31 protein-coding genes are annotated in these 23,064 nt (G+C 61.1%); 7 read left to right on the forward strand and 24 right to left on the reverse strand.

Annotated features, from left to right (window positions below; genetic code table 11):
- Positions 1-9: 9 nt before the first annotated feature.
- The 14 genes from ACZ5TO_RS06925 to ACZ5TO_RS06990 form a co-directional block, all read right to left on the reverse strand.
- Positions 10-666 (reverse strand): Gp138 family membrane-puncturing spike protein, encoded by a 657-nt coding sequence (locus ACZ5TO_RS06925; RefSeq protein ID WP_464799997.1) that lies wholly within the window; start codon positions 664-666, stop codon positions 10-12.
- On the reverse strand, positions 666-2,384 hold the full coding sequence (locus ACZ5TO_RS06930) for a tape measure protein (RefSeq protein ID WP_464799998.1): 1,719 nt from the start codon (positions 2,382-2,384) through the stop codon (positions 666-668). Before ACZ5TO_RS06930 ends, ACZ5TO_RS06925 begins: the two co-directional genes overlap by 1 nt.
- Positions 2,384-2,545 (reverse strand): hypothetical protein, encoded by a 162-nt coding sequence (locus tag ACZ5TO_RS06935; protein WP_464799999.1) that lies wholly within the window; start codon positions 2,543-2,545, stop codon positions 2,384-2,386. The genes ACZ5TO_RS06930 and ACZ5TO_RS06935 overlap by 1 nt, the downstream gene beginning before the upstream one ends.
- A gap of 47 nt (positions 2,546-2,592) precedes the next feature.
- Positions 2,593-3,024, reverse strand: a complete 432-nt coding sequence (locus tag ACZ5TO_RS06940; RefSeq protein ID WP_464800000.1) for a phage tail assembly chaperone — start codon at positions 3,022-3,024, stop codon at positions 2,593-2,595.
- A gap of 30 nt (positions 3,025-3,054) precedes the next feature.
- Entirely contained in the window at positions 3,055-3,531 is a 477-nt protein-coding gene (locus ACZ5TO_RS06945) for a hypothetical protein (RefSeq protein ID WP_464800001.1), read from the reverse strand.
- Positions 3,528-4,334, reverse strand: coding sequence for a DUF2213 domain-containing protein (locus ACZ5TO_RS06950; RefSeq protein WP_464800002.1), 807 nt, complete (start codon positions 4,332-4,334; stop codon positions 3,528-3,530). Before ACZ5TO_RS06950 ends, ACZ5TO_RS06945 begins: the two co-directional genes overlap by 4 nt.
- A 93-nt stretch (positions 4,335-4,427) precedes the next feature.
- Positions 4,428-5,093 (reverse strand): hypothetical protein, encoded by a 666-nt coding sequence (locus ACZ5TO_RS06955; protein ID WP_464800003.1) that lies wholly within the window; start codon positions 5,091-5,093, stop codon positions 4,428-4,430.
- Positions 5,094-5,107: 14 nt separating this feature from the next.
- Entirely contained in the window at positions 5,108-5,770 is a 663-nt protein-coding gene (locus ACZ5TO_RS06960) for a hypothetical protein (protein ID WP_464800004.1), read from the reverse strand.
- 94 nt (positions 5,771-5,864) lie between these two features.
- The gene (locus ACZ5TO_RS06965; RefSeq protein WP_464800005.1) at positions 5,865-6,221 is read right to left on the reverse strand and encodes a hypothetical protein; all 357 of its coding nucleotides are present in this window, start codon (positions 6,219-6,221) and stop codon (positions 5,865-5,867) included.
- Entirely contained in the window at positions 6,218-6,658 is a 441-nt protein-coding gene (locus ACZ5TO_RS06970; RefSeq protein WP_464800006.1) for a Panacea domain-containing protein, read from the reverse strand. Before ACZ5TO_RS06970 ends, ACZ5TO_RS06965 begins: the two co-directional genes overlap by 4 nt.
- 75 nt (positions 6,659-6,733) lie before the next feature.
- A complete protein-coding gene (locus ACZ5TO_RS06975; RefSeq protein WP_464800007.1) occupies positions 6,734-7,117 on the reverse strand; it encodes a hypothetical protein in 384 nt (127 codons plus the stop codon).
- Positions 7,114-8,514, reverse strand: coding sequence for a hypothetical protein (locus tag ACZ5TO_RS06980; RefSeq protein ID WP_464800008.1), 1,401 nt, complete (start codon positions 8,512-8,514; stop codon positions 7,114-7,116). The genes ACZ5TO_RS06975 and ACZ5TO_RS06980 overlap by 4 nt, the downstream gene beginning before the upstream one ends.
- Entirely contained in the window at positions 8,514-8,870 is a 357-nt protein-coding gene (locus ACZ5TO_RS06985; protein ID WP_184141974.1) for a hypothetical protein, read from the reverse strand. Before ACZ5TO_RS06985 ends, ACZ5TO_RS06980 begins: the two co-directional genes overlap by 1 nt.
- A gap of 126 nt (positions 8,871-8,996) precedes the next feature.
- Entirely contained in the window at positions 8,997-9,677 is a 681-nt protein-coding gene (locus tag ACZ5TO_RS06990; protein WP_184141972.1) for a recombinase family protein, read from the reverse strand.
- A gap of 190 nt (positions 9,678-9,867) precedes the next feature.
- Between ACZ5TO_RS06990 and ACZ5TO_RS06995 the strand changes: the two genes are divergently transcribed.
- Positions 9,868-10,998: a hypothetical protein gene (locus ACZ5TO_RS06995; protein WP_464800009.1), complete on the forward strand. Its 1,131-nt coding sequence runs from the start codon at positions 9,868-9,870 to the stop codon at positions 10,996-10,998.
- Between the two features lie 55 nt (positions 10,999-11,053).
- Complete coding sequence (locus ACZ5TO_RS07000; protein ID WP_464800010.1) at positions 11,054-11,566, forward strand: hypothetical protein; 513 nt, start codon at positions 11,054-11,056, stop codon at positions 11,564-11,566.
- A gap of 616 nt (positions 11,567-12,182) precedes the next feature.
- On the opposite strand, the gene ACZ5TO_RS07005 is transcribed toward ACZ5TO_RS07000, so the two are convergent.
- Genes ACZ5TO_RS07005 through ACZ5TO_RS07040 form a run of 8 tightly spaced genes read right to left on the reverse strand, consistent with a single transcriptional unit; the run spans position 12,183 to position 14,527 of the window.
- A complete protein-coding gene (locus ACZ5TO_RS07005; protein WP_464800011.1) occupies positions 12,183-12,338 on the reverse strand; it encodes a hypothetical protein in 156 nt (51 codons plus the stop codon).
- Complete coding sequence (locus ACZ5TO_RS07010) at positions 12,335-12,973, reverse strand: DUF1376 domain-containing protein (protein WP_464800012.1); 639 nt, start codon at positions 12,971-12,973, stop codon at positions 12,335-12,337. The genes ACZ5TO_RS07005 and ACZ5TO_RS07010 overlap by 4 nt, the downstream gene beginning before the upstream one ends.
- A complete protein-coding gene (locus ACZ5TO_RS07015; protein WP_464800013.1) occupies positions 12,970-13,167 on the reverse strand; it encodes a hypothetical protein in 198 nt (65 codons plus the stop codon). Before ACZ5TO_RS07015 ends, ACZ5TO_RS07010 begins: the two co-directional genes overlap by 4 nt.
- Positions 13,164-13,451: a hypothetical protein gene (locus ACZ5TO_RS07020; RefSeq protein WP_184141960.1), complete on the reverse strand. Its 288-nt coding sequence runs from the start codon at positions 13,449-13,451 to the stop codon at positions 13,164-13,166. Before ACZ5TO_RS07020 ends, ACZ5TO_RS07015 begins: the two co-directional genes overlap by 4 nt.
- Complete coding sequence (locus tag ACZ5TO_RS07025; RefSeq protein WP_184141958.1) at positions 13,448-13,738, reverse strand: hypothetical protein; 291 nt, start codon at positions 13,736-13,738, stop codon at positions 13,448-13,450. The genes ACZ5TO_RS07020 and ACZ5TO_RS07025 overlap by 4 nt, the downstream gene beginning before the upstream one ends.
- Positions 13,735-13,938, reverse strand: a complete 204-nt coding sequence (locus tag ACZ5TO_RS07030) for a hypothetical protein (protein WP_184141956.1) — start codon at positions 13,936-13,938, stop codon at positions 13,735-13,737. Before ACZ5TO_RS07030 ends, ACZ5TO_RS07025 begins: the two co-directional genes overlap by 4 nt.
- Positions 13,935-14,342 (reverse strand): hypothetical protein, encoded by a 408-nt coding sequence (locus tag ACZ5TO_RS07035; RefSeq protein WP_464800014.1) that lies wholly within the window; start codon positions 14,340-14,342, stop codon positions 13,935-13,937. Before ACZ5TO_RS07035 ends, ACZ5TO_RS07030 begins: the two co-directional genes overlap by 4 nt.
- Positions 14,339-14,527 (reverse strand): DNA-binding protein, encoded by a 189-nt coding sequence (locus tag ACZ5TO_RS07040; RefSeq protein ID WP_464800015.1) that lies wholly within the window; start codon positions 14,525-14,527, stop codon positions 14,339-14,341. Before ACZ5TO_RS07040 ends, ACZ5TO_RS07035 begins: the two co-directional genes overlap by 4 nt.
- 102 nt (positions 14,528-14,629) lie before the next feature.
- On the opposite strand from ACZ5TO_RS07040, the gene ACZ5TO_RS07045 reads away from it, so the two are divergent.
- A complete protein-coding gene (locus tag ACZ5TO_RS07045; RefSeq protein WP_184141950.1) occupies positions 14,630-15,232 on the forward strand; it encodes an Arc family DNA-binding protein in 603 nt (200 codons plus the stop codon).
- A complete protein-coding gene (locus ACZ5TO_RS07050) occupies positions 15,232-16,404 on the forward strand; it encodes a tyrosine-type recombinase/integrase (protein ID WP_184141949.1) in 1,173 nt (390 codons plus the stop codon). The genes ACZ5TO_RS07045 and ACZ5TO_RS07050 overlap by 1 nt, the downstream gene beginning before the upstream one ends.
- A gap of 192 nt (positions 16,405-16,596) precedes the next feature.
- Here the strand turns inward: ACZ5TO_RS07050 and exbD are convergent, their stop codons facing one another.
- Together exbD and exbB are read right to left on the reverse strand one after the other, a co-directional pair.
- Entirely contained in the window at positions 16,597-17,028 is a 432-nt protein-coding gene (gene exbD, locus ACZ5TO_RS07055; protein ID WP_184141947.1) for a TonB system transport protein ExbD, read from the reverse strand.
- Positions 17,029-17,032: 4 nt separating this feature from the next.
- Entirely contained in the window at positions 17,033-18,013 is a 981-nt protein-coding gene (gene exbB / locus ACZ5TO_RS07060; RefSeq protein ID WP_464800016.1) for a tonB-system energizer ExbB, read from the reverse strand.
- A 257-nt stretch (positions 18,014-18,270) separates the two neighbouring features.
- Here exbB and ACZ5TO_RS07065 point away from each other — a divergent pair, with 257 nt between their 5' ends.
- From ACZ5TO_RS07065 to ACZ5TO_RS07075, 3 genes are all read left to right on the forward strand, one after another.
- On the forward strand, positions 18,271-18,921 hold the full coding sequence (locus tag ACZ5TO_RS07065) for a methyltransferase domain-containing protein (protein WP_184142253.1): 651 nt from the start codon (positions 18,271-18,273) through the stop codon (positions 18,919-18,921).
- 223 nt (positions 18,922-19,144) lie between these two features.
- Positions 19,145-19,870, forward strand: coding sequence for a PopZ family protein (locus tag ACZ5TO_RS07070; protein ID WP_464800017.1), 726 nt, complete (start codon positions 19,145-19,147; stop codon positions 19,868-19,870).
- A 140-nt stretch (positions 19,871-20,010) separates the two neighbouring features.
- Positions 20,011-22,938: a valine--tRNA ligase gene (locus ACZ5TO_RS07075; RefSeq protein ID WP_464800018.1), complete on the forward strand. Its 2,928-nt coding sequence runs from the start codon at positions 20,011-20,013 to the stop codon at positions 22,936-22,938.
- Positions 22,939-23,064: the final 126 nt, after the last annotated feature.

Consider the following 23,064-nt stretch of genomic DNA (forward strand, 5'->3'; position numbering starts at 1 on the left):
TCCTTTACGCTAGAGAGCCATCGCCCGAAGTTTACCGGCGATTTCGGCGAACTGAGCCTGGTGAGTGAGGGGCCAAACGCCGGATGACGAACCGCCTGAAACCGTCGTTGTCTCAGCCCCAAGCAATTCCGCGAGTTGCGCCAGGAGGTCGTAAACGTTGCCCTCGCTGCCCCGGATCTTGAACTTCCCGTCCTCGCTCATCTCGATAGCGAATTGCCCGTCCGCCGACCGTATTTCCATGTTCGAGGAATTGAAATTCTGGATGGGGTTCCCGACTGGCTCGCCGCCGTCGAGAAAGGCTTGCATGTCCGAGATGTGGAACATTCTGGCATCGCTGCTTTCAAACCCATCATCGCCTTCGTAGGACTCGGTGCTTCGCATCTGGGGGCGGAGGTTCACCTTATCGCCCGGCTTCACTGGATAGGTCATGACGAACCCGCCAACGCGCGGGAAGCGCACCGGCACCTCCAACAGCTCGGGAATGTCCACGGCCACGCCATTCACGTTCGGCCTGTAGAGAGCTTTTACCGTCGCCGTTTGAGTAACCGGGTCGAATGACACGATACGGCCGGGCATCTCCCCCCAGATGCTCCCAACCTCGTTCAGGGAGCTTGTGCCGATCACATCGGCTTCCGTGTACGCGACTTTACCCAGATAGCCGGTCATCAATACATCCCCTTGTTGAGAAGGCGAGGCTTGCTGGTAAGAGCGTTGCGCACCGCGCTCTCGGTCTCGCGGCCCGCGGCTGCCGCGGCCTGATTGACCTCTGTTACGGATACAGTTGCGGTGGCCTTCACATGGATAGATCGATCGCTGTTGTCATTCACGACGGCCTGGGCCGCTCCTCCACCTTGGAGATAGTTCGAATGATCAAGGAAGTTGCGGATCGGATTGCCTTCCGCTGGCCCGGCTCCCAGGCCGACGCGATGGCGGCCGCCCTCGAATTGGACCCCCTGCCAGCGGTTCCTTTCGCCCATCAGGTTCGGCATGAGGTCCGGATTGCCCTTCGTTGCCGATGCCATGGCTTCATGAGGAACATCATCAAGGGCCTTAAACGTGATCAGAGAGGCGAGCGCTCCAAGGTTCAGGCCGCGCGCGAGGAACCCGCCCGCAGATGCAGCGAACGCGCTAAGTTTCGTGAGAATTCCCGCACCGGCCGCCGCCTCCGCGCCGCCGAGAAGACCAAGAGCTGTAGCAAGTCCTCTCACCGCCGCCGCGAGCGCCTTGGTCGGCCCAACGGCGAACATTAAGCCCGCCCCCGCAAACGCAACAGTAGCAAGGCCGGTGCCGAGTGGTCCAGCATCTAGCCCGGTAAGGGCCTCCAGTTCTTTCGCGAGGTCACCGATGGTGGACTCTCGCCCTTGGATGAACCGAAATACATCCTGCAGCACCACGAGAGCAGCGGTCTTCGGAAACACGATAGCAGCGAGCGTCATGAGGCCAGCCTTTAGCGGCCCGATCCAGTCAGGGTTTTCACCGAACCACGATTTCAAAAACTCGAAATCCTTGATGAGACCCTGGATTTGCCCTTTGCCGAACTCCACCGCCGAGGTCAGGCCGGTGCTCAAGCTCTTCGACCAGCGGTCTAGTGTGCCGTCGTTGTCGAGCTTGCTGATATAATCGAGAAGGTCGCCAAGGTGGCCCTTCACGGTATCGAAAAAACCGCCTTCACCTACTCGTAGCTGGAAGTCCACCCACGAGTCCCCGAGATTGGCGAGCATGCCGTTCCAGGTCTTCGACTGGCGGAGCATGGCGCCGCTGAAACGTTGATCGAAATTCTCCTTGAGGAACTTCGCAATCTCAAGGCCGCTCTTTTTGAGGGTCTTGGACATCTCAACGCCGTTCTGGCGCCAGGTGTAGGTGATCTTGTCGCCCGCAACGGCCGCCGTGATGCCGAAGGCTTTCAGGCGCTCATTTTCGCCCGTGGTGGCATCAGCAATCGCTTCCACACCATCCATGAGGGTTTTTCCCATGGCGCTCGCCGCATTGCCAACGGCGGTCAGTGAGCCGTCCATGGGATCAAGGCCGTAGGCGCGCATTCGCACGAACGCCTCAGTGGCCTGCGCCACGTCATAGGGCGTCGTCTTCGCGAACTCGGCAATCCAGTCCAGGGACGCCTTCGCCTTCTCTGATGAGCCCTCGATCGTTTCGAGGGTGGCGGCATAGCTCTCGAACTGTGCTGAGGTCGATATGACCGACTTTCCGAACGCGGCGGTCGCGCCGGCCATTATGGTGCCGATCGAAATGGCGAATGTCGCGGCACGTTTGGCGAAGGCATCCAGATCCTTTTCCAAACCCTTCATGCCCGACTTGAATTTCTTCAGGTCACCCTCGCCTTCGAGTTTCCACCCGAGGAGCGCGTAGAGTTCTTCGATTGCTGCCATCATCGTCTCCTGGCGTTTGCTTTGGCGATGCGCTCAGACTTCTCAGCCTGCGCCGCCTCGAGATTCATGATCTCCTCCGCATCAAAGACATCCTGGATGGTCACCCACTCACGGAGGTCTTTCAGCGTGTAAAGCGGCGGCTCATGCATCACAGGACGCATGAGCCAAAGATCGACCGTGGGTGCCGCTCTCTTGATCTCCGCATCGGTCAGCCCGTCGCCTTCCTCGCGCGCGCGCCATTCGGAACGTGGCCGGTAAAAAAATCGCCGAGTATTACCTCAAGCGCAAAGCGGCAGACGGGAATGATGTCCTGCATGTTCTGGCTGAAATCACCGTCCAGATCGGCGAAGTCGTAGGTGCCGGACGGCCTCTGGATCTTGACCATGGCGATGAGGTCGCTGATGTAAGCGGAGACCTCCTCCGGCTCATGGCGTTCGCAGAAGTCAATCATGCAGTAGGCCAGCATTCGCAAAAACTTATCTTCGCTCATGCCGCTAGACGCGGCCTCCAGGCTCATTTCGTCGTATTTCTTGAACGACGGCCCCAGCATGCGCGTGGTGCGCGCATGGACGCGAACCGCTACTGTCGCAAGGGGCGGATCGACCTTGAACGTGCGGCCGCTGAAAACCTTCTCTGCCATGGAAAATCATCCTTTCTCAGGTTCCGGCCGCTACGCGCACCGCTTGAAGAATTCGCTGTTGAGAGCCTGCTGTCTCGCGAAGGCGCCTTGCTCGCTATCAGTGTCTATCGGCCCGCCCGCCCTCAGCAAACAATTGCACGAGGCGCACCGCACACGCTGCCGCGCGCCATCGAGCTCGACGATTGCAGACGGGGCGAGTGCAAGCACCAGGGCGAGGATCGAAGACGAATAGGGCTGTGGGACGGAAAACCCCTTCTGCTTGACGGCTGCCAAGAGGCGCTTTTCGAAACCGACCTTGCCGAACAGCGAAGCGCGATGCCCTGGCTGATATACGACCAGTCGAAGGACGTGCTGGCAGCCGCGGAAAAGGAACGTGAAGCACGCCTCGTTCCACTTCGCCCCTATCGTGCGTTTCTCCCGGCGGCTTGAAGGGCGCACGCCCGCCCACTCGCCCGGCGGCAGAGCCCGATCTGACGGGACAACATTGGCCCAGGCATAGGAGATCATGTGCCACTCCCGCTGCGATGAGCGTTCGCCATGTCCGCCACCATCTTGGCGTATGCCTGATCGCAGGCGATTTCATCGGCGGTCTTGTGACGCTCACCGACGGCCGCCCCATTGATGATGGCGTAGTATCGTTCGGCCGCCATCCCAGAGACGATGGAGCCCCTGATGCCGTCGAAGATGGGGAGCGCCATGGCGTCAGCGAGCGGCATCCCCCTCACACTGTCGTACATGGCGCGCTGCTCCGCATCGGTCATCGTGGCAAGCTCCCTGCGGCCACTGTCACCAATCCGAAGATCGGTGCCCCCGCGCGCCTGCTTCACTATCGCGATATGATTGGAGCGAATGCCGCGCTGCACGGCGTCGTAGGCCTCGCCAGAGGGCGACTTGCCGGCGGTCCAGTCCAAGGTGCAGTCGTACCCCATGGAAAGCTCACGCTGGCCCTTCTCCACCGCCTCGATCGCAGTTGCGTCGGCCAGGAGCATCGAGACGCGGATGAACTCGCCGTCCCGCGCCACCTCGCCATCGCTCCAGCCCTTGGCGACGTCGCGCCAGTTGGAAGCGCTGACCGCTTCGTCAGGATGATCGAGGGTGACAGGGCGATGCGCGAAGCTCTGCATGGTATCGGTGCTGAACACCTCGTCGGCCGGCCGGAACACGCGCACCGTCTGCATCTCCGGCTTGCCGACTTCCCACCCGGCGTAGACCTGCACATTGTCGGCGCGAGCGACACGGGCATTCACAGTCATGTATCCGTCGCGGGTGCGGCGCGTGCCGTCGATTGTAAGTTTGTCCTGCAAGCGCATGCTGGCGTCCTTTCGTGAGTAAAGCGGCGACGAGGAACCCGAGGGAGGAGAAGAGCCCATTCCTCGCCGCCGCCCGGCCGGGGCCGATCCGGATCAGTGTTTCCTGTGATAGCTGGTGAGGTCATCGACCATGTTTTGCCACGCCTTATCCGCTGCCTCCCGAGTGCCGGGCGCTGGCGTGCGGCCGTGATCCTTCATCACAGCGGCGAATGGATCGATGTTGACGCGGGCCTCCAGCGATTCAAAGCGCTCGTCGACATAAGCCTCCGACCGACCATCGACTGCGGCGTCACCGAACCTGCGGCGCACTACCTCGCGGCGGATATCGGCGTCCTTGGTGATCTTGGACGCATCAAGGTTCGGCTCGATCTTCCGAACCACCGCGAGGAGCTTGGCGCGAACATCTGCACGGCGCTGGACTTCAAGTCCCTGTGCATTGACACGCTCGCGCGTTGCCTCGATCTCCCGATTGAGGGAAGCAATCTGTGCATCCTTCTCGGCGATTTCGGCCAGCCGGCGCTTGCTCAGTTCAGTCGCTTCGGCGTCGATGCGGGCCGCCTCTTGCTCCATGGCCTGGAGGAAGTAATCCAGTTCTTCCTTGGAGAGGAGTTGGACGGGCGGCTCGGTGCCGTCATAGGTCGGAGTGCGTCCCGCGACCTTCACTTGGCCCCAGGACTTCACCACGGCGTTGATCTGGGCCTTCTTCGCATCGGTCAACCCGGTACGCGGCTCGGTGGACTTATCGCGATTGAAAAACATGTTGATCCTCCTGATCACAAAGCGGACTTCGGCGGCCACACGTAGCCGTGAATGCTATCCGGATCCTTCTTGAACCGCGGTAGCTTCACTGCCCTGCAAAGATCGGGGAGCCGGGTGTCGATGGTGATGCCGAACTCTCGTTCCGCGCCTCTGGCAATCATCTCGGCGCTGAATATCCATTCTCCAGCATCGCGCGCGGCGTTCGCCTTCTTCAGGCGAGATTGGTTGCGAGAAACACGTTCAAGTAGATCAACAATCGCCGCCGCGTGGGTTTCGTAGGCAGCAAGATCCTTTACGAGCTGATCGCGCTCAGCCTTGGCGGCGACATATTCAGCGGCTCGAGCCGCTGCAGCCTCACGACGCTGGGCGGCCTCGTGCAGCGTCGTCAGTTGCTCCGCAGCTACGTCGAGGCGAGTGCTTCGGAAATCGGCGTCCTGCATCGTCTGTCGAGCATCGGCGACGTCAGCGGGACGGAGGCGGGGATCGAGTGCAAGCGTACCGGCGGCCTTGCTTTCTGCCTTCGCTGCCTCGCTGGTCTCCTCTACCTCTCGCAGAAGCTCGGCGAGGGCAGCCGCAGTCATCTCACTGTCGAATGCGTCGGCGATCCGGTCATCGAGGCTACGCGCCTGCCCGATCTCTTCACGAAGGGAAATGACTTTCCCGGCTTCGTTGGCCATGTCGGTCTCCTTTGTTGAGACCGATCAAACCATGGCGGCGAGTGCGCCGGTATTCGAAGAATTTGGAAGTATGTGCTAGTTTTTCAGCTGAAAATCACGTGGCGTTGCCATCGCCATCGTTTCCTTTCGACACCATTCTGTCGAGGACCCGACCCAAGAGCGTCGCGATCTCTTCCATGCCCATACGTCTGGCAAGCGGAATGAGAATCAGAAGTTCAAGAATGAGGAGGGCGATTGGCCCTCCAAAAGTTGGCATAACGGTGAAGAACACGACATCGAGAAGTGCCACCATGCACACAATGCCGACGAAGCGGTCTTCATTCCTGCCGTCGCGCTCGCGGGCTAATTGCTCTTGCAATTCTTCGATTTGCTGATCCTGCTTTGAGGGCTCGTCCCTGACGAGCATCCCAAAAGGCTTGGGTGCCTGGCTTTGATCGTCGATATCCGTCATCCGAGCTCTCGATATTCGCGGAGGATATCTTCGTTAGGAATGATGATATGTCGCTTACCTGGGAGGTAATTTTGATCCCATGCGCCATTTGGCTGATGGGTGGCATTCACCAATCGCCCGGGGCCGAGGTCACCCAGGTTTTCGTATGCCTCATCAATGATTTCTCGCTCACGGCTACCCTTGGCTGGCGGTTCGATGTTAGGGAAAATGTCCTGAACGTCGTCCGACCCGAAAATCTTGACCCTGTGGTAGAGATCAGGGTGGACGGGACCATAATCCCACGCCTCGAAGTTCCCCCGGATTAGCGGCTCACCATTGTTGCGGCCCATAAAGAACATATGTGCCAGGTAAAGGATTTTTTGCATCTCGAGATTGGAGAGGCTCCAATTCGATTTCTTTCCCAACCGCTTCGCGGCTGAGAGGACGGATATAGCCATCGCAGCCTCCTATGAATCGCAGAATTTGTTTACACGATATCTCGTGACAACAGTAACACAATTCAAGTCCTGCGTTCAGCGGCGCCCTTTTGGCTTCCTGAGCTTCTCCAGGAGCATCACAGCGCGGTTCAGATAAAATACCACTGACGGGTGGTCACGCTCGCCATTTCTGAATCGTTCGAGCGTCGGCGTCTGACCATCAATTTTCATCAGAAGCGCCGGCGCCGATATTTGCAGCGGTGAATGCTTCTCGGCTTGTCTGCCAATGCCGTCGCGGTGCGCCCACTCGCGAATCGTCTTGTCGGATACGCCGGCGAGATACATTGCAGTCTCGATGCGGATTACCTCAGAGGGCAGCATCGGCACCGGCACCGGACGACCCCGTTCGTCCCGACCGCGCATCAGGTCATCTACGACGAGAAGCGAGGCTCTGGATGCCACCTCGGCCATCTGTTTCATCTGATGTGCTCCAAGGTGTAAGTCGATCGGCGGGTGCGAGCCTGTGTCAGCACGCCGGCGACGGCGTTCGCAACGTCATCGTGCGCACCGGGCGCATGGTCGATGGAATCACGTCCTCCACGTGCTGTCCGCCTTTCCAGGCCGCATAGCTGGTTGGTGAGGGCAGGGTGATCGAGCAAATCGACCTCGCTCGAATTGATGAGGGGAAGAAGATCCTTATAGAGGTCGGATTTCGGCTTTGCAGCCTGCTCATAGCGAATGCCGTGCTTGTGAAACTGCTCCACAGGCCATTCACCGGCATATCGGTCGCCCAGGAGGCTCGATACCCGATACTGCTTCAACAGGTCTGCGAAGTCCTTCACCGTGGCCTCGGGGCTGAACGGAGGTTTGACCTCGCGAACGACGTCCAGCATCGCCGAGCTCTTCTCGGCATGAGCGATGGCGAGGGTCATGCTGTCTGCCGATCCGCCCGACGGATCCACGAACGCGAAATACTTCTGGCCGGCGACCGGTGCGCGTTCCCTGACATTCAGCGAAACACACGCTTCAACCGCCTCGCGCGATACGAAGCTCTCAATGTCGTTTCGGAAGTCGGCGCCGTACTCTGCCGACGCCTTGGCAGGATCTCGCGCTATCGCCCGGTCAACAACCGACTGTGCCACGGTCGGGTTCATCTCTCGCGTTGCAGCCTTCCACACGAGAGGCTCGCCATCCTTGCCCCAGTAACGCCGGAACGCGTCATAGAGCGCTCCCTTCTTGGCATAGGGCGAGGACATGCAGAGCATCATGGCGTTCGGAATGGTGGCCATGCCGGGACGAATGGCGTCCAGGACCTCAAAGTCCGGCTCGGCGGCATCGTCGGTTCGCCAGAAAGCAATCTCGTCGGCCAGCAAGGCGACGTAGGTGTATCCACGGGTCGATCGGAACGACGCGGTACCGACCTCGATCGAGACCGAGTTGCTGAGGTCGATGCCGTTCGCCGTCACCTCTGGCTTGAGCATCATCGCCTGCAGCATAGGGATCTTCGTCAACATCGCGCCGATATAGCGGAGGATCACCCGGGCTTGCTTCTTGTCAGCAGCCACGATCATCACCGTGCCGCGCTCGCCCGGCGCCAGATACTGCTCATAGTCGAAGAAGCAGGCCAGATAGACGGCCACCAGAGAGGATACGAACGATTTCCCGCCTCGACGACCGATGATCAGCCACGCCTCGCTGGAGGCCTCTGTGGGCGGCTCCTGCCTGCCTGTGTGCCTTCGATAGATTGCCAGCTGCTCGTCGGTCATGGGCAGGCCGAAGAGTGCGGCCAGAAAGGCGAACCATGCCTCGTAGTTCTCACGGTTCTTGAACCAAGGACCGAAGAGCTGCGGTTCCTCGCAGGCCTGCAGGATGTTCATCAAGCGGCCACTCCGCCGCCGATGAAGTCCCTCAGGCTCGGGGCCGATGGCTTGGCCTTGGGCTTTTCGGTGCCCATGGCCTTCAGCACCTTCATCAGAGCGTTGTTCCAGGCCAGATACTGCCGGCTGTCACGCTCCGTCAGGCCGTCTCCTTCCAGCGCCTTCGCGTCCATCAGGGAGATGTGCAGGGTCAACATCGCCGCGCGCTCCACCATGGCTTTCTGTGTCACGGTGAGGTTGCCGCCGAGGTGATCGTGAAGATCGTCACGCACCTTTCGCAACAGGCGTGCTTCCTTGGTGCGTCTGTCGAGCTTCGCGATGGCATCTGGATTCGAGTACGGCCCTATGTCGCCCATTTGCTTTTCATCTCCGACTGGAAGGGTTGCCGCCGGGAAACGAAATACGACCGAAACGACACGGTCTATAAATACACCGTATCAGGGATGTTTTTCAATATATGTCAGATGCTTGTGCTTCGTTGTTCATGCATCGAGTGAGGATTTCGCCCGGTCTAGCACGCGAGAGACCTGCTTTGCCGTCCATCGGCCGCCCCGGGACGTTCCGATACCCTGCTCGTCGAGAGTTGCGGCGATCTTCTGCAGGGACGTCCCGGCATCGTGCAGCGGACCGATAATCTTCATCAGCTTCGAGGCCTCTCGGCTCGCACGGGCCTGTACAGCGGCGTTTCGGGCACCGGTGGCGTCCCTCATGCCTCCGAGCTTAACACCTCGCTCCTTGGCCATCCTCAGCGCCGCCTTTGTCCGCTCGCTGATGAACGTACGCTCCTGCTCGGCGAGGGCGGCATAGATATGCAGTTGAAACTTATCGGCAAAGGGCATTGAGGCCACCCGGAGCCGTACCCGCTTGTCGTCCATGAGCGTGGCGATGAACGAGACCTTTCGGCTGAGGCGATCGAGCTTTGCGACCAGGAGCTCGGCACCGCTCTTTCGGACGATGGCCAGCGCCTTGTCGAGTTCGGGCCGGCTGTCGTCTCCACCGCTCTGAACGTCCTGGTACCGGCCCATGATCTCGAACGGGACCGCGGAGAACTTCTCGAGGAAGATGGCGATGTCTCGCTCCTGTGCCTCAAGGCCGAGCCCTGACTTGCCCTGATCCTCGGTCGAGACGCGGGTGTAGATGACATATCGCAGCTTGTCGGCCATGGCCTGCTCTCCAGCGGTTGCCACTGGATATTCTCATGGCCGTGTCAAATGTCAACGTTGATTGTGAGTGACAAGTCATTGAAATCGCTTATTCATGGAGAAAGCGAAAGTTGAGTTCACTGTTTTCATCTTCCGCCATAGTTGACAGCAAAAATGCCATTCAAGCAAATAGGCTATTCGGGGGACTACAATGACTTTGATTCTGGATCCGGCTCAGCGGGTGATCGAAAAGGATCACCAGATATTCGTACTGCATCCGGGCGATGGAAAGCGTTTCTACAACGACTTCATCGCTCACAGCGCTGTCTTCCTGGATATCCCCGGTATATCTTTTGACGCGGCCCCGGATGTCGATGACGAAGAGACCCGGAAGCGGCTAAGGATGGCCCGCGCTATTGGCGGATGGCACAAGAGTGGGCGCCACGAAAAGAATGCGCCTTCGCGCGACCTCGATGCCTACGCCGTGAAGATCGAGGGGCGGGACGCTCCGCGGTTCATGAATGAGGTTAAGACCCTCTACACCGAGGCGAAGCCTGGCGATCTCATCATCATCCCAGGCCCAGGCTACAACTCCAATGTTCTCATGGCGGAGCTAACGGAGGAATTCGATCCGACGTACCGGGTTGATGCCGCCCGCTATGCTGCCGAGCGCATTCCAGCCCGTCGGATAGCATTTCTGCAAACGGGTCACGCGAAGTACGAGTTCGGTCGACGGGCCATTCAGCTAATGCAGAATCGCCAAGCGATCATACGTGTGAGCGATGATGCTGACAGGCACGAATTTTACGAGCATGCCTACGGCGACTATGTATGGGGAGACGTCTCCGGCAGCTACATGGAAATCACCGAGGAGGTCGTCGATCAGAAGGACCTTACTGATGTCCTGTTCCTGACCAACCTCTACGGCGCAATGTACGTAGCTCTGAAGGCCGGGGAGCTGGAGAATTTCATCAATCTGCCTTGGCACAAGGCCGTCGGCCAATACTACAACCGCGAGCTGTTCGGTGACATTTCGATTGAGGTCCACTCTCCTGGATTTTTCGGTCGCCCGATCCGGGATAACGCGATCGCCGGCTTCATTGCGGCTATGACGGCCTTTGCCGCTATGGGGGTCGATCCTGCGGCCGCGGCAAATGTCGAAGTCCGAAATTCGGCAAACGACCGTGTTTCGGTTTGCGACATGCAGCTTCAAGAAGATGTCCGCACCACTATGCAAATGGTAACAAATGCCCATTTATGGTGGGATGAGTTGTGTGCTGCCCAGAAGGCAGCATCGGAGCAGACAGGACTCAAGACGAAAGCCACCGTGCTCGACAAATAGGAATGCGGGAAGTATGAGAGCGCCACCCGGAGCATTCCGGAGGAAGGTCAATCGAATGGCTGGCATCACTGACTTCTTCAAGACGCACATTTGGACCACGCTGATTGCGGCTATTACGAGCAGCGGCCTCTTAACGGGCGGCGTCTCGTATTACTTCGCCCTCCAGCAGGCCCGCACCGAGCGTTTCGAGAACAGCCTTATGGCTGAGTATCAGGCTATTGGTGCGTCCAAGCGCGAGCTCTTCGTGGCAATAGACAAGTTTACGGCCGCGCTGGCGACGGGCGCTGCCCCTGACGGCCAGGTGGTCGCTCAGATGAATGAGAAGCTCCTCGATCTTCATCAGCGCGTTGACATCTTCAACATCGGGCTGAGCTCTGACGAGATAAAGGTTCTGCGGGAACTGCAGACATCCTTGGCGAACATGAAGCTCGAGGTGGCACGGTCGAAATCGAAGGAAGATCTTCCGTATTTCGCAGGTAGTGTCGCTCAGTTCGAGGCCGCCTACCAAGCCGCACGCCCTATCGTTGAACGGAAGATTGGCTTACCGACGGAGCCAATGACTGGCTGATCCCTGGGGTCGGCCCGCTGCCACGAAATCGCGGATCTGACCGGTAAGCGCCACGGCAACGTGATGCGCATTTGCCGTGACTTCAGAGTCGGGGGCGTAACTCCTCAGAATGAGGAGTTCCCGTTTGAACATCGCGGAGGAGTCAAGTTGTCGCGTACTCATATCGTCAGCGTCCTTTTAGACGTGCCAAGCGGTCTCATCGAAACCAGTCCTGGGGAGTTTCTTCCCGCGAAGGTCTACAAGGGGTCGATATACTGGCTAACCTCCCTCGCGGTTGAACGCCGGCAGATCGTTAAAGTGCTACTCCATTACGGCAGCATCTCTGCGGAGGTCACGAAGGAATTCAGGCAAGGGAATATACGAGAGTACAACGCCCCCGGTTAACGAGGGCCAACCACATTTTCCTCCACCCACTTCCGGTACCGATTGAGAGCCGGCGCCACGTCCTCTCCCGTCGATCGCCTGTAGGCTTCCTGTGTCGGCCGGTGGGTGAAGGCCCAGCCAAGGGCCTCCATATGTGCAGCGGACCGGACAAGGGTGTGGCCGTCATGCCCATACCTTTCCGTCATGGCGGTGGCGCTTGTATGCAGCTCTATTGTGGTCGGCGCGCGGGTAGTCATGCCACGCTTCTCCGAAGGTCCACCAACTCGCCGTCTTTCGGCTTTGGCGGCCAAGGCTCTGCAGCAATCTTGCTGATGATGACCGGCATGATGTCGATGATTTGGGCAGTGGGACGACGCTCTGCCCATTCGAGAAGATCAAGCTGTTTCATGCCGCACCTCGCTTTTCGATCATACCTTCTATCTCGTAGGGGGAGAGATTACCGCCGAGCAGCATCTTTAGGGCGGCGTCCATATGCGCGCGGGAAACGCCAAGCCGCGTGAGGAATGCCCTGCCTTCTGCGGGCGACGACGGCACCGGATAGGCTTCGAACATGCTCTCGCGCGTATTCGTATCCCTTTTATCTTCCTCAGCAGCAGAGCCATGTGGTTGTGCCTGTGCTTCTGGATCTGAATATGAATCTGATTGTGGTTGTGGTTGTGGATGCTTAGGCCCGGCTTTATCCCGGCTAAAGCCCGGCTTTTCTGAAACCCGCGGGCGCCCACCCCGTCGGCCAGCTTCCGAACGCTTCTTGTGGGTCGCTTCCGACTGCGCGCGAAGAGCTTCAAGGCGGGGATGCCGCCAGTCATCGGCGAAGAGCGTCCAGATTGCTTCCTTGACGAAATCCCACCGCTCGGCAGCGCATTTCGCTATGCGAGCCAGACGCTCGTCATCGCACGGAAGCCGGCCATGCTGCCACAGGTGCATCTTGAGCAGCGCATAGGCCCCATACTCTTCCGCATTGAGATGGGAAGTCTCAGCCAGTTCATCGCCGACATAAACCGGCATCCAGGGTAGGTGCGTCATCCATGGGCCTTTCGATAGATACGCATGCGCTCGGCCCACGCGATAGCCTCGCACGCCTCCATGGCGGTGAGGCCGAACCGCTCTTTCAGCGCCGGCACGACAGGGTGGGGAGGCTCGCGAAGATCCGCGAGCCAGATGGCGGCCTGCTCGACCGCGGCGGAGTGTTGATGTTCGGGAGGGGTGGTGATGCTCATTCGTCATCCTCACCGTCGTCGGGCTCATAGTGCATGCCCGCCAGCTCATGGATCATCTCGATTTGATAGATCGAGAGAGCCATCTGGATCGCGAGGACGGTTTCTCCGCCGGTCAAGCCGCGCTCATAGCTGGCGCAGTTCTTAAGCAGGTCGTGTAGCGTCTCGCTGCCTCGCTCAAGAAAGCTGCGAAGGCCTTCGACGATTTCAGCGGCGGCGTCCGAAACCCGCGTCCGGTTAGCGAAGTCGCCTTCTGGATCGGGGCCGAGGATGTAGGGCTCGTTCATGCCTTGCCCTCCAGCTTCGCCTTGAGGGCATCCCAGCGTTTTTGCAGGTCGTTGAACTCGTCGATGATCTCGAGTTCGGCCGGTGTCCGCTGCTCCTGCTCGTGCTCGATCTTTTCCAGCAGGTAGAGGACGGGCTCCAGCCGCCTCTTCGCGCTGCCAAGCAGCCATGACATTTCGCTGGCTTCGTTATCGTGGACCTCGCCCTCGGAAAGGCGCTGGCTGAATAGCCGCATGATCGTCACGGCGTCGTAGGTGTTTTCAATGAGTTCCTTGGTGACGGTGATCATTTCAGCGCCTCCATGACTTCTTCGACGCGTTCTTCGGCGGCCAGCAATTTGCTGTCCATCTCGCCGACCACCGCTTGGATCGCGTTAGTGGCATCCTTGGTAAGGCCAGGGTGGGAGGCGGCCATGAAGACTGCCTCGTTCAGGTATCTGACGGTGGCGAGCAAATCGATGATATCGCCAAGCTTGGAAGCGGTGCTCATATTGCAGCCTCCTTCAGGAATGCGTATGCGGCCCTGACCATACGATCAGCAGCATCGCAACCGTACACACCATCCTCTTCAGTGAGTGATATCCGAAGGGCCTCGACGGCGCCCTCAAACGTGGCCGCCGGCGTGTCCCACTCCGAGAGTGTTTGCAGATGAGGACCGTAGGTTTCGTCTGCGATCTTGCTCCAGTCGACATCGCCCACGGCAAGCGCGTTGAAGTCCAAAAGCCCACGCTGATAGAGCCTTATGGTTTGGAGGAGCGGGTCTGGTGCAACCGGCCCGGCCGTGGTATTGGTTACCTCGTTCATTTCCGTATCCTTCTCGGGATTGGTGGAACCACGGTCCGGAAGCGCGCCAACGCTTGCCGGGCCATTTTCATTTTTGGTGGAGATGATCACGCGACGTCCTCCATGAAGAACGCGATGAGCTTACTGCGCTCAACGACCCATCGGCTTCCCACCTTCTTGGCGGGAAGCTTGCCGGTGCTGAGCAGATGGAAGGTGACCCGGGCGGATCGACCGATAACCTTCGCGATTTCTTCAGCGCCCCAGACAAGATCGATTTTCTCCGATGCCGTATCCATTGGTAATCCTCTGTTAATAGCCGTGTGTCATTGGTGCGGCATGAGAGTGTGTGGCATACGTGCGGCATTGCTGTCAATACCTTCGTGTGGCATTGGTGAGGCATGGCAAGAGACGATTTACATTTTCGGCTGCGTATCCCCGAGGATTTGAAGCGCCAGATTGAACAGCAGGCTGAGCGCAACGCGCGCAGCATGACTGCGGAAATCGTGCAGCGGCTGGAAGAATCTTTCAGGGAGCCGCTGATCCTCCCGACCGCGCTTCGCGAACGCATTAAGATGTACGCGGAGCGCAATGACCGGACAGCGAACGAAGAAATATTGCGGCTTCTAAATCGTGAGTTTCCCGTTCAATGGCCTGCTTCGGAACGGCTCGAATACTTGGCTGATCTCCTCGGAATTATTAAAACTGGGGCCTCGGACGAGCACATCAACAATTTTACCGCTGCCGTAGAGGAAACCCTGGATGGAATAGCATCCGGTAGGGTTACCGGCCTCGAAGAGGATGCACGAAAACGCCTTCTCGCTCTGTGGAAGGATTATAAAGAACGTGAGGACTGGGAGGCTTATGAAGCCGCGAAAAGCGCTGTGGACGACCTTGATCTCGAAGAAGTCGAATCGCTTGAGCGGAACGGAACAACAGAGAAATTTGCGGAGCGCCCGATCAAAAATCCGTATGGTGATGATGATGACGGGATTCCCTTCTGATGTCCGTCCGTAAGCGGGAATGGAAGACTCCGAAAGGAGAGGCAAAATCCGCCTGGGTGGTCGATTACTTCGACACGGCCGGTCAGCGCCGCCTCAAGACGTTCCGGCTAAAGAAAGAGGCGGATGCCTTCGCCGCAACGGCTTCGGTCGAGGTTCGCGAGGGAACGCACGTCGCCGACTCGGCCAGCGTCACCGTGGAAAAAGCCGGAAAGCTATGGATTGTCTCGGGCGAAAGCGCGGGCCTTGAACGATCGACGATAAATCAGCGCAAGAGCCACCTAGAGCACCATATCGTGCCGATGATTGGTCAGATGCTTCTATCAAAGCTCAACGTGCCGGCCGTCCGCGATTTCGAGGACCGGATGCGGAAGGAAGGGCGATCACCGGCAATGGTGAAAAAGGTGCTGACCTCCCTCGGCTCGATCCTATCCGACGCTGGCGAGCGTGGCCTTGCGACCCGCAATCCAGTCCGAGATATCAGGGGAAGCCGGAAGGGCCGCGACAGGCGGCAGGAGAAGCGCCAAAAGGGCAAACTGGAGGTAGGGGTGGATATTCCCACCCGTGAGGAGATCAAGGCGCTCGTCAGCGTCCTGGACGGTCATTGGAAGCCGATGCTCCTCACAACCGTATTCACCGGCATGAGATCGTCCGAGCTGCGCGGGCTGCGGTGGCAGGACGTGGATTTCAAGAAGGGCGAGATCAGCATCCACCAGCGCGCCGACCAGTTCAGGGAGATCGGGCCGACAAAATCAGAGGCTGGCGTTCGAACTATCCCCGTTCCGCCAGTCGTCATCAGCGCCCTGAAGGAACATAAGCTGAAACAGGCTCATGGTGTCGATCTCGTGTTTGCCAATCCCGATGGCGAACCTCGCTCCCATACCAACATCGTCAATAAGGGGCTGAAGCCGGCGATGATCCGGGCCGGCGTTACCGTCGGCGCCGGTGAAAACGTCTCCGCGAAATATACAGGTCTCCACGCCCTACGGCATTTCTTCGCGTCTTGGCTGATCAACCGGAAGGAAGACGGCGGACTCGGTCTGCCGGTGAAAATGGTTCAGGAGCGCATGGGGCACGCCTCAATCGTGATGACCATGGACACCTACGGTCACCTCTTCCCACGGTCGGATGACGGGACAGAACTAGCACAAGCCGCGAACAGTTTGCTCGACTGACTGCAACATGAACGCGACACAGAGCCATTTTCTTTTGTGGAAACAACGGCCGGTCAAAGCCTGCAAATCCTTGCACCCCGGTTCGATTCCGGGCGAGGCCTCCACCTTTTCCTTGCATATCATAAAGTTGCAGCGCTGTTCTCGGGTGCTTGACGCTGCGGCAGGCGGCGCGCCCGCGGGCGCGCCTTGTGCTTATTGCGCGGCGGGGGCGCCTTCGAGGCCGACGAGGGCGATCTTGGCGTAGCCGGCCGAGCGCAGCAGGTTCATGACGTCCATGACCGACCCGTAGTCGACGGCCTTGTCGGCGCGCAGCAGGATGCGCGTGTCCTTGTTGCCTTCCGTGACGGCATCGAGTTCCGGGCCGAAAGCGTCCCGCGCGATCGTGCCGTTGCCGATCGAGACCGTCAGGTCCTTCTTCAGCGTCATGAAGACCGGCTTGTCCTCGCGCTTGGTCGGCTGGGCGACGGAGGACGGCAGGTCGACATTGATGTCGACGGTGGCGAGCGGCGCGGCCACCATGAAGATGATCAGCAGCACGAGGATGACGTCGATGAACGGCGTCACGTTGATCTCGCTGTTCTCCTCCAGGTCGTCGCCGCCGCCTTCCCTGATCCTGCTTGCCATGGCCTTATCCGATCTTCACGACGGAGCCGGCGGGGCGTTCTGCGCCGCGCTGGGCCGGGCGGCGGACCGCGCGGCGCATGTCGAGGTCGCGGCTCGCCAGCCGCTCGATGGCCGCAGAGGCGTCGGCAAGCGTGTGGCGGTAGCCGGTGATGGCGCGGGCGAGGAAATTGTAGATCACCACGGCCGGAATGGCCGCGACGAGGCCGATGGCGGTGGCGAGCAGCGCTTCGGCGATGCCCGGCGCGACGACGGCAAGGTTGGTGGTCTGCGCCTTCGAGATGCCGATGAACGAGTTCATGATGCCCCAGACGGTGCCGAAGAGGCCGACGAAGGGCGCCGTCGAGCCGATCGTCGCCAGAAGCCCGGTGCCCTTGGCCATGCGGCGGCCGGCATGGGCTTCCATGCGGGTGAGGCGGGAGGCGATGCGCTCCTTCACGCCGCCGTCGGAAACATGGTCGAGCACAGGTTCGGAGACGTCCATCTCCTCGCGGGCCGCGCGCACCATGCGGCCCGTCACGCCGCGATTGCGGCCGAGCGCTTCCTCGCCGTCCTCGAGGCCGCGGGCGGCGATGAGCCGGCGCACGGCGCCGGCGGCCGAGCGCTGCGCCGCGCCGAGCTCGGCGAGCTTGACGAGCAGCACCGTCCAGGTGACGACGGAGGCGAAGGCGAGGCCGATCATCACGCCCTTGACGACGATGTCGGCCGCCATGAACATGCCCCAGGGGGAAAGGTCGTGCGGCAGGCCGGCCTGGCGCTCTTCGGGCGCGTTGTCGTCCAGTGCGTCGAGATCCGTCGTTTCCTCCGCGACGGTCTCGTCGGCCGGCGCCTGTGCCGTGGCGGTGCCGGCGTCCGGCTGGGTGGCCTGCGTCTGGACCGAGGGGGTCTCCAGCGTCTGGGCCGGCGCAGCACCGGCGGCCGCAAGCGTGAGGAGGAGAAGCGGGAGTAGCAGTCGAGACCGTTTCAGCACGGCATAGTCCTCTTGCATGTCTTTATAATCGGCAGCCCGCCGGGCGGCCCCTGAAACCTGACCGTTCAATACGACATTTCGGGCAGGGCAGGCAATAATATGTTGAGTAATTTATTCATGATAATGCCGCGCGGCTTCCGGCGGCGGTTTTTGCGCGCAATCGCCCGCCGCCACTGGACACCCGGCGTAAAACCGCACTAAGAGGATGACGGCGCAGTCCGGCGAAGGCCGGGGCTTGCGCCGGGCCTTCCCGTCTTACCCAAGGGCTAGAGATGATTGACTATAAAGCAGCGCGCACGAAGATGGTGGACAACCAGATCCGTACGACGGACGTGACGTCGCACGAGGTGCTCGACGCCTTCCTGACCGTTCCGCGCGAGGAATTCGTGCCGGCGGCCGTAAAGCCGCTCGCCTATATCGACAACGACATCCAGGTCGCGCCGGGCCGCTACCTCATGGAGCCGTCGCCGCTCGCAAAGCTCGTCCAGCTCGCCGAGATCGGGGGCAGCGACGTGGTGCTGGAAGTCGGCTGCGGCGCGGGCTATGCCGCCGCGATCCTCTCGCGCCTTGCCGGTTCGGTCGTGGCGCTGGAAAGCGACGCGACGCTCGCCGCAACCGCGACGGAAACGCTCGCCCGCCTCGGCTACGACAACGTCGCCGTCGTGACCGGCGATCTCGAAGCCGGCTATGCCGACGAGGCGCCCTATGACGTGATCTTCGTCGGCGGTGCGGTGGAATTCGTGCCGGAAGCGCTTTTCGCGCAGCTTCGCGACGGCGGCCGGCTGGTCGTCGTGGAAGGCTACGGCAACGCCTCGCAGGCCCGCCTCTACCTCAAGGACGGCGGCTACGTTTCCGAGCGCTACGTCTTCAACACCGCCGTCAAGCCGCTGCCGGGCTTCCGCAAGGCGAAGGAATTCGTTTTCTGAGACCGTTCCCGCGGTTCGCATTTAAAAAGGCCCGCTGCGCAAACGCGGCGGGCCTTTCGCATGGCGGCCGAGCGCCCGCCTTGGCAGGGCAAACAAATCTGTGCATCACTGTTAACACATGATTCGCGGCGATTTAGTTCGCCGCCGAAGTCGCCTAGGGTTTTCGGGATGTCCGGCCTGCCGTCTCGGCACGCTGCGGGCGCCGCAGAGAACGGGGATAGAAATGGCTCAGCCAAATGTCGCGCGTGAACCGTCCATGGATGAAATCCTGGCGTCGATCCGCAAGATCATCGAGAACAACGAAGCCCAGCCGGACCTGGCCGCTGATGCCGATGACGAAGGGGGCTTCGACATCACCACCGAGAGCCCTGCCAACCTTCTCGACCATCCCGTCATGGCGGAACAGTTCCAGGCCGAGGAATACCGTTCCTCCGCCCTCGAGCCGCTCGCCCGCGCCGAGCCGGCCCCGGGCGGCCAGCCCGCGACCTCGCTGGCCGACGTCGCCGCGCGCGTGCGCGCCGCCTCCGAGCGCCACGTCGCGGCGAACCGCGACCTGCCGGAACCCGTCCAGCCCGCCATGCGCGAGGACAGCCCGCTGGTGACCGCCCGCATGACGGCGACGGCGAGCCGCGTGGTGGCCGAGCCGGCGGAAGAGAAGATCGAGGCGGCAGCGCCTGCCGTCGAGCCGGTGCGCGAAGCCGAGCCCGAGACGAGCCCCGCGCGCGATCTCGCGGCGCTCGTCTCCCCCGCCGTCGGCGAGCGGGTGGCGCAGTCCTTCGGCGCGCTGGCCGAGGCAATCGATGCCGGCCCGCGCCGTTCCTTCGACGAGATCGCCGAGGACATGCTGCGCCCGATGCTGCAGGAATGGCTCGACGACAACCTGCCGACGCTGGTCGAGCGCCTGGTGCGCGAGGAAATCGAACGGGTGGCGCGCGGCCCGCGCCGCTGACCGACGCCGCCATTCTTTAACGAAAAGATGGTTTGAGCCGCGCCGGACCCCCGGCGCGGCTTTTCTTCTGTTATTGTTGACTCCATGCCGGCCATCCGGTTTACAAAACCCAACCGACAAACAGCAGGCCACGCACGAAAATGCTTGAAAAGAACTATGATTCCGCAGCGGTCGAGCCGCGCATCGCCAAGACGTGGGAAGACGCCGACGCCTTCCGCGCGGGCGAGGGCGCAAAGCCCGGCGCCGAGACCTTCACCATCGTCATCCCGCCGCCGAACGTGACGGGCTCGCTGCACATGGGCCATGCGCTCAACAACACGCTGCAGGACATCATGGTCCGCTTCGAGCGCATGCGCGGCAAGGACGTGCTGTGGCAGCCCGGCATGGACCATGCCGGCATTGCCACGCAGATGGTCGTCGAGCGCAAGCTCGCCGCCGAAAAGCAGCCCGGCCGGCGCGAGATGGGCCGCGAGGCCTTCGTCGAGAAGGTCTGGGAATGGAAGGCGGAATCGGGGGGGCTCATCTTCAACCAGTTGAAGCGCCTCGGTGCTTCCTGCGACTGGTCGCGCGAGCGCTTCACCATGGACGAGGGCCTGTCCGAGGCCGTCCTCGAGGTCTTCGTCTCGCTCTACAAGGAAGGCCTGATCTATCGCGGCAAGCGGCTCGTCAACTGGGACCCGAAGTTCGAGACGGCGATTTCTGACCTTGAGGTCGAGAACCGCGAAGTCGACGGCCATATGTGGCACTTCAAGTACCCGCTCGCCGACGGGGCCACCTATACCTATGTCGAGAAGGACGCCGACGGCAACGTCGTCTTCCAGGAAGAGCGCGACTACATCTCGATCGCCACCACCCGTCCCGAGACGATGCTGGGCGACGGCGCGGTCGCCGTCCATCCGACCGACGAGCGCTATGCGCCGATCGTCGGCAAGCTCTGCGAGATCCCGGTCGGCCCGAAGGAGCATCGCCGCCTCATCCCGATCATCACGGACGAATATCCGGAGAAGGATTTCGGCTCGGGCGCGGTCAAGATCACCGGCGCGCACGACTTCAACGACTATCAGGTCGCCCGCCGCAACAACATCCCGCTCTACCGCCTGATGGACACGCAGGCCGCCATGCGCGCCGACGGCGAGCCCTACGCCGTCTATGCGGCGCAGGCGCTGGAGATCGCCAAATCCGGCGAGGTGCCGAGCGAGGCCGAGGTCGACGACATCAACCTCGTTCCCGACGAATATCGCGGCCTCGACCGCTACGAGGCCCGCAAGCGCATCGTCGAGGCGATCAACGCCGAGGGCCTTGCGGTCACCGTCAAGGATGCCGAGGGCAACGCCGTTCCCTATGTCGAGAGCAAGAAGGTCATGCAGCCCTTCGGCGATCGCTCCGGCGTCGTCATCGAGCCGATGCTGACCGACCAGTGGTTCGCCGACGCCAAGACGCTGGCCGAGCCGGCAATCCGCTCGGTCCGCGAGGGGCGTACCAACTTCGTTCCGAAGAACTGGGAAAAGACCTATTTCGAGTGGATGGAGAACATCGAGCCGTGGTGTATCTCGCGCCAGCTCTGGTGGGGCCACCAGATTCCGGCCTGGTACGGGCCGGACGGGCAGGTCTTCGTGGAAAAGACCGAGGAAGAGGCGCTGCACGCGGCCATCCAGCACTACATCGCCCATGAAGGCCCGTGGAAGGCCTGGGTCGAGGAGAAGCTGGAGAATTTCGCGCCGGGCGAGATCCTGACGCGCGACGAAGACGTGCTCGACACCTGGTTCTCCTCCGCGCTCTGGCCGTTCTCCACGCTCGGCTGGCCGGAAGAGACGCCGGAGCTTGCGCGCTACTATCCGACGAACGTTCTCGTCACCGGCTTCGACATCATCTTCTTCTGGGTCGCCCGTATGATGATGATGGGCCTGCACTTCATGAAGGACGAGGACGGCAATCCGGTCGAGCCCTTCGAGACCGTCTATGTCCACGCGCTGGTGCGCGACAAGAACGGGCAGAAGATGTCGAAGTCGAAGGGCAACGTCATCGATCCCCTGGAACTGATCGACGAATACGGCGCGGATGCGCTGCGCTTCACGCTGGCCATCATGGCCGCGCAGGGGCGCGACGTGAAGCTCGATCCCGCCCGCATCGCCGGCTACCGCAACTTCGGCACCAAGCTGTGGAACGCCACGCGCTTTGCCGAGATGAACGGCGTGAAAAGCGATCCGAAATTCGTGCCGGAAACCGCCTCGCTGACGATCAACCGCTGGATCCTCACGGAGCTTGCCCGCACGGCTCGCGACGTCACCGAGGCGATCGAGACCTATCGCTTCAACGATGCGGCCGGCACGCTCTACCGCTTCATCTGGAACCAGTTCTGCGACTGGTATCTGGAGCTGCTGAAGCCGGTCTTCGGCGGCGAGGACGAGGCCGCCAAGGCCGAATCCCAGGCCTGCGCCGCCTATGTGCTGGAGGAGACCTACAAGCTTCTTCACCCGTTCATGCCTTTCATGACGGAAGAGCTCTGGGCGCACACGGCCGGCGAGGGCAAGAGCCGCGACAGCCTCGTCTGCCATGCCGAATGGCCGTCGCCGGCCTATGCGGATGACGCGGCCGCCGACGAGATCAACTGGCTGGTCGATCTCGTTTCCGGCATCCGCTCGGTCCGCGCGGAAATGAACGTGCCGCCGGGCGCGACGGCTCCGCTCGTCATGGTGGATGCAAGCCCGTTGACGCGCGCGCGTCTTGCCACGCACGACCAGGCCATCCGCCGCCTTGCCCGCGTCTCGGAAATCCACCTGGAGGCGTCGGCACCCAAGGGCGCCGCGCAGATCGTCGTCGGCGAGGCGACCGCCTGCCTGCCGCTCGGCAGCCTGATCGACCTTTCGGCCGAGAAGGCCCGCCTCGAAAAGGCGATCGAAAAGGCGAAGGCCGAGGCCGCCCGCATTCAGGGCAAGCTGTCGAACGAGAAGTTCGTCGCCAACGCCAAGCCGGAGGTCGTCGAGGCCGAGCGCGAGCGTTTCGCCGAACTGGAGCAGCAACTGGCCAGCCTTGCCGTGGCACTCGCCCGCGTCAGCGAAGCGGGTTGATTCAGGGCCAAGGCCCCTTCGGGAACCTTAAAAGCCGCGCCGGCAACCCCGGCGCGGCTTTCTATTCGGGGCGGCGATTGCAAAATCGCTGCTGTGTCTGAAATGTGACATGGCCTCCCGGCGCTG

The sequence above is a fragment of the Shinella sp. Sh6 genome (assembly GCF_055392685.1).

Coding starts and splice junctions, on each gene's coding strand:
- ACZ5TO_RS07045 (WP_184141950.1), top strand. CDS start 14,630: ATGGCAAGAGACGATTTACATTTTCGGCTGCGTATCCCCGAGGATTTG.
- ACZ5TO_RS07025 (WP_184141958.1), bottom strand. CDS start 13,738: ATGATCACCGTCACCAAGGAACTCATTGAAAACACCTACGACGCCGTG.
- ACZ5TO_RS06935 (WP_464799999.1), bottom strand. CDS start 2,545: ATGCGTCCTGTGATGCATGAGCCGCCGCTTTACACGCTGAAAGACCTC.
- ACZ5TO_RS07000 (WP_464800010.1), top strand. CDS start 11,054: ATGGCTGGCATCACTGACTTCTTCAAGACGCACATTTGGACCACGCTG.
- ACZ5TO_RS06940 (WP_464800000.1), bottom strand. CDS start 3,024: ATGGCAGAGAAGGTTTTCAGCGGCCGCACGTTCAAGGTCGATCCGCCC.
- ACZ5TO_RS07075 (WP_464800018.1), top strand. CDS start 20,011: ATGCTTGAAAAGAACTATGATTCCGCAGCGGTCGAGCCGCGCATCGCC.
- ACZ5TO_RS06955 (WP_464800003.1), bottom strand. CDS start 5,093: ATGTTTTTCAATCGCGATAAGTCCACCGAGCCGCGTACCGGGTTGACC.
- ACZ5TO_RS06980 (WP_464800008.1), bottom strand. CDS start 8,514: ATGAACATCCTGCAGGCCTGCGAGGAACCGCAGCTCTTCGGTCCTTGG.
- ACZ5TO_RS07005 (WP_464800011.1), bottom strand. CDS start 12,338: ATGAAACAGCTTGATCTTCTCGAATGGGCAGAGCGTCGTCCCACTGCC.
- ACZ5TO_RS07070 (WP_464800017.1), top strand. CDS start 19,145: ATGGCTCAGCCAAATGTCGCGCGTGAACCGTCCATGGATGAAATCCTG.
- ACZ5TO_RS06950 (WP_464800002.1), bottom strand. CDS start 4,334: ATGCGCTTGCAGGACAAACTTACAATCGACGGCACGCGCCGCACCCGC.
- ACZ5TO_RS06965 (WP_464800005.1), bottom strand. CDS start 6,221: ATGACGGATATCGACGATCAAAGCCAGGCACCCAAGCCTTTTGGGATG.
- ACZ5TO_RS06990 (WP_184141972.1), bottom strand. CDS start 9,677: ATGGCCGACAAGCTGCGATATGTCATCTACACCCGCGTCTCGACCGAG.
- ACZ5TO_RS06985 (WP_184141974.1), bottom strand. CDS start 8,870: ATGGGCGACATAGGGCCGTACTCGAATCCAGATGCCATCGCGAAGCTC.
- ACZ5TO_RS07050 (WP_184141949.1), top strand. CDS start 15,232: ATGTCCGTCCGTAAGCGGGAATGGAAGACTCCGAAAGGAGAGGCAAAA.
- ACZ5TO_RS07010 (WP_464800012.1), bottom strand. CDS start 12,973: ATGACGCACCTACCCTGGATGCCGGTTTATGTCGGCGATGAACTGGCT.
- ACZ5TO_RS06960 (WP_464800004.1), bottom strand. CDS start 5,770: ATGGCCAACGAAGCCGGGAAAGTCATTTCCCTTCGTGAAGAGATCGGG.
- exbB (WP_464800016.1), bottom strand. CDS start 18,013: ATGCAAGAGGACTATGCCGTGCTGAAACGGTCTCGACTGCTACTCCCG.
- ACZ5TO_RS07030 (WP_184141956.1), bottom strand. CDS start 13,938: ATGAGCACCGCTTCCAAGCTTGGCGATATCATCGATTTGCTCGCCACC.
- ACZ5TO_RS06970 (WP_464800006.1), bottom strand. CDS start 6,658: ATGGCTATATCCGTCCTCTCAGCCGCGAAGCGGTTGGGAAAGAAATCG.
- ACZ5TO_RS06995 (WP_464800009.1), top strand. CDS start 9,868: ATGACTTTGATTCTGGATCCGGCTCAGCGGGTGATCGAAAAGGATCAC.
- ACZ5TO_RS06945 (WP_464800001.1), bottom strand. CDS start 3,531: ATGATCTCCTATGCCTGGGCCAATGTTGTCCCGTCAGATCGGGCTCTG.
- ACZ5TO_RS06925 (WP_464799997.1), bottom strand. CDS start 666: ATGACCGGCTATCTGGGTAAAGTCGCGTACACGGAAGCCGATGTGATC.
- ACZ5TO_RS07040 (WP_464800015.1), bottom strand. CDS start 14,527: ATGGATACGGCATCGGAGAAAATCGATCTTGTCTGGGGCGCTGAAGAA.
- ACZ5TO_RS06975 (WP_464800007.1), bottom strand. CDS start 7,117: ATGAAACAGATGGCCGAGGTGGCATCCAGAGCCTCGCTTCTCGTCGTA.
- ACZ5TO_RS07015 (WP_464800013.1), bottom strand. CDS start 13,167: ATGAGCATCACCACCCCTCCCGAACATCAACACTCCGCCGCGGTCGAG.
- exbD (WP_184141947.1), bottom strand. CDS start 17,028: ATGGCAAGCAGGATCAGGGAAGGCGGCGGCGACGACCTGGAGGAGAAC.
- ACZ5TO_RS07020 (WP_184141960.1), bottom strand. CDS start 13,451: ATGAACGAGCCCTACATCCTCGGCCCCGATCCAGAAGGCGACTTCGCT.
- ACZ5TO_RS06930 (WP_464799998.1), bottom strand. CDS start 2,384: ATGGCAGCAATCGAAGAACTCTACGCGCTCCTCGGGTGGAAACTCGAA.